Annotated in this window: 3 protein-coding genes; 2 read left to right on the top strand and 1 reads right to left on the bottom strand. The window is 42.3% G+C overall.

Translation table 11 applies throughout. The features are described from left to right. Positions 1 to 125 precede the first annotated feature (125 nt). A complete protein-coding gene (locus tag OCV81_RS17535) occupies positions 126 to 299 on the bottom strand; it encodes a histone H1 (RefSeq protein ID WP_005807207.1) in 174 nt (57 codons plus the stop codon). 668 nt (positions 300 to 967) lie between these two features. Between OCV81_RS17535 and OCV81_RS17530 the strand changes: the two genes are divergently transcribed. Together OCV81_RS17530 and OCV81_RS17525 are read left to right on the top strand one after the other, a co-directional pair. Then, positions 968 to 2,548 carry a lipoprotein 17-related variable surface protein gene (locus tag OCV81_RS17530; protein WP_148331117.1) on the top strand — a complete coding sequence of 527 codons (1,581 nt, stop codon included), beginning with the start codon at positions 968 to 970 and terminating at the stop codon, positions 2,546 to 2,548. Positions 2,549 to 2,627: 79 nt separating this feature from the next. Next, positions 2,628 to 3,376: adenine nucleotide alpha hydrolase (locus OCV81_RS17525; RefSeq protein WP_148331116.1), on the top strand; the 749-nt coding region annotated here is incomplete at its 3' end.

The raw sequence follows: 3,376 nt of genomic DNA, 5'->3' as shown, positions 1-3,376 counted from the left end.
AAATCTTTAGGTAATAACAACGCCTCGGCTTGGGAAAGTCGGGGCGTTGTCATAAAAAAAGAGGGTATGCTTTTTGACACACCCTCTTTTACTTGATACCTGGTATGTACGTATTCCGAAAGGAATCATTTGGAGGCTTCCAGTGATTCTTTTCTGAACTGTTTCAGAAGCTTTTCAAGTTCAAGTGACGCTTTACGGGCACGCATTCCTGCTGCCTTATTGCCTTTTTCAATCTGAAGTTTGGCATTCTCTGAAAACTGAGCGAACAATTCGCTGATCTGAGCAAATGAATTTTCCATTACTTTGTACTTTTAATTATATATTATTGCAACGTAAGCATTCAGCAAACCCCGTATTGTGAGAACTGCTAATGCCTGTATTTACATGTCCTTTAAAAATTTTCAACTTGTCTTTGAAAATGTTGAAGATATTCGAAGATTTCTATCAAGGTCTATTAAAGACTGGGAATTTTCTCTGAATAAGAGGCTGTCTCAAAATAGAAAATAGAGATAGGGTTACTTACAATCTATAAGCTACAACATAAAAATCTCCTGCTTTTAGTCCTATAATTACAATAAACAAGGGCTAAAGCAGGAGTTTTTTTTACTTCTAGGTTTTAATCTATAAGATTTTTACTTTTGCAATTCTATTTTGAGACAGCCTCTTTCTTTTAACCATTATCTCATCCTCTCCTTGTATAATCCGGCAGACAAACTAATTTGAAACCCTGTCCTCTCTTCACCCCCGGCTTTGCAATGCAAGTGACGGCCCCATTCATCTCCTTTCTGAGCAACGGAAAAACGTGCTGTTCCAATAAAAAAGTTAAATAAGGAAAGATTCATAAACTAAAGGCAATTTTCATTTGTTATTTTTTCAAAAATCACATACCTATTTAACTCTTATCATTACCCAATTACTATTGTAAACAATAAAAGAATCTTTTAATTATTAAGTATAAAACCTCAGTATGAAAATCGTAAAATTAATTTCCTTTTTCTGCTTTTTAGCAGTCCTGTTTACTGCATGTCATAAGAACAAGGCAGGAGACGAAATCGCTTCGGTCACTCCGGAAGAACTGCGCACCCTGTTCCGTTTTGACACGCAAAAGGATGTGTACGAGAACCTGCAGTCACTCAACTCATTCGACAAAGAAAAGCCGTACCAGATAAAGGGAAAGACCATTGTCATCAGCCAGCTGACTCCTGAAGACATCGATGCCTTACAGGGCAGTTTCAATCTGACAGTGGCAGGAACAGTCAACCGCACTCCTTTTCAGGAGACACTGGCTTTCAAAGGATTCAAGAAAAAAGATCCGGAACAGGGAGGCGGAGAGGAAGACAATACCCTCACTCAGGAAGAACTCAGAAGTATTTTCATTTTCGATACCAGCGAAACGGTTACCGTGGCACTTGCCAGCCTGGAACAGTTCAAGGGAGAAAAACAGATTAACCACAAACAGGTATTCATTGATGAGATACGCGTACAAAAGCAGGATGCGAAGCTCGGTACTTTCACGCTTGTCGTAACCGGAAACGTAAACCACAAGAAGGATTTTGAGCAGACCTTGGAATTCACTGGTTTTGCTCCGGAGAAAGATGAAGAAAAACCGGCGGACAAGCCGTCTGACTACAATATGGCACAAAGAGCCAGCATACAGGTTGCCGAAGGCAAAAATATCTATGAGGCCAACTTCGATGCCTTTTACCGCGAGCACCAGACAGACAACTTTGCCGTACAGTTGAAAGGTTTTCTGACAATTCATTCTTCTGACAACGACGGAACACCGTATGCATATACCGAGGAAGATATGCAGCACACTTCGCTCACGGAACTGAGATATGAATCCGGAGCAAAGAAATTATATTTGAAAGTAAAGTATAAAAACTACACCAGTCCGGAATTGTATCTGCCTTTCGACCACAATGAATATTACAAGACTTTCATCATTGTAAATCAGGAAGAGGTAGGCAAGTATTACCAGAGTGGCGTATTGCATTATACGGAAGAAACCGGAAGCGGAGGATATCTGTTCAGCCAGTTCATTACGGCACGTAACGATTTCCAGGTGGAATACCAGTCCTCACAGGAGGCCGGAGACTATATCAACTATTCGGTAAAACTGCTGAGCCCCAGCCATCAGGAACTTGCAAGTTTTGATGTAGCAGTAAACGGATTCAGAGCATTGACCAACCTGAAAAATGAACTGATTATCACCGGAGGAAAGTATTCCGATTACATCCGTAATGCACTTAAGAAAGGAGGAGATGTAGAAGCCCTTATCAAACAGACCTTCCCCCAGCGTATTAAGGATCTTTCATTCTCTATCAACGGTACCTCACTGACTTACGGTTCAGACAGACACTCGTTGTACAATGACAATGAAAAATCACTTTACTTCAAAGATGTAATCATTGAATACCAGTCGATAGAAAAGGATGATCAGGGAGGCATTACCCTGAACATTAAGCTGTCATCTGTGAACGGAACAATTCTGGATGCAATCATCCCGATAAAACGCTTCCTGCTGAGCAGTGACCTGAACAAATAACCAATTATTCTTTGCTTGCATGCAGTATTCCTGCATGCAAGTTTTTTTATATACATATTCATCAATCACCGTATCAGCCATGCAAAAGAAAAAAGCTGTCTTCAACTGGAGCGGAGGAAAAGACTCTGCACATGCCTTGTGGAAAATCATGCAGTCGGACGAATATGAAATACTCTTCCTGCTCACTACTGTCAATCAGGAAACCACACGCTCTACCATGCACGGTATCCCGATGGAACTGCTGCAGGCACAGAGCCGGAGCATCGGTATTCCACTGAAAATAATCGGTCTCCGTCCGCGGGGAGACATGGACGACTATAACCGGGCCATGACCGAAGCCGTAGAAGAGCTGAAAGCAATGGGGATTACCCATTTTATCTTCGGGGATATTTTCCTGTACGACGTGATGCAATACCGGAAAAGGCAACTGGAGCCGATGGGGATTCAGGTGGTGGAACCTTTGTGGGGGAAAAATACGGTAGAGGTGATGGATGATTTCCTTCAGACCCGGCTGAAAACGATCATTGTCACTACCATGCACGACGGATTGGGAAAAAAAGCTATCGGAAAAAACCTCGATGCCGAATTCATCGCTTCCCTTCCCTCCGGCTGCGACCCCAACGGAGAAAACGGAGAATACCACACCTTCTGCTACGACGGTCCGATATTTTCATATCCGGTTCCTTTCCGCCTGGGAGAGCCTTTCATGGAGAGCTATGATATCAAACTCGACACAGGAGAGGTACGTACCTACTCTTACTGGTTTGCCAACCTGAGGCCGTCTCAAAATGAAGTGAGACGGCTTTTTTGTGTCTGCAAAAAAAAAAA

The organism is Phocaeicola fibrisolvens (assembly GCF_025567125.1).
Taxonomy (GTDB): Bacteria; Bacteroidota; Bacteroidia; order Bacteroidales; family Bacteroidaceae; genus Phocaeicola; species Phocaeicola fibrisolvens.
The sequence above is the reverse complement of the archived record's forward strand: the minus strand, read 5'-3'. Positions and strand labels throughout refer to the sequence as shown.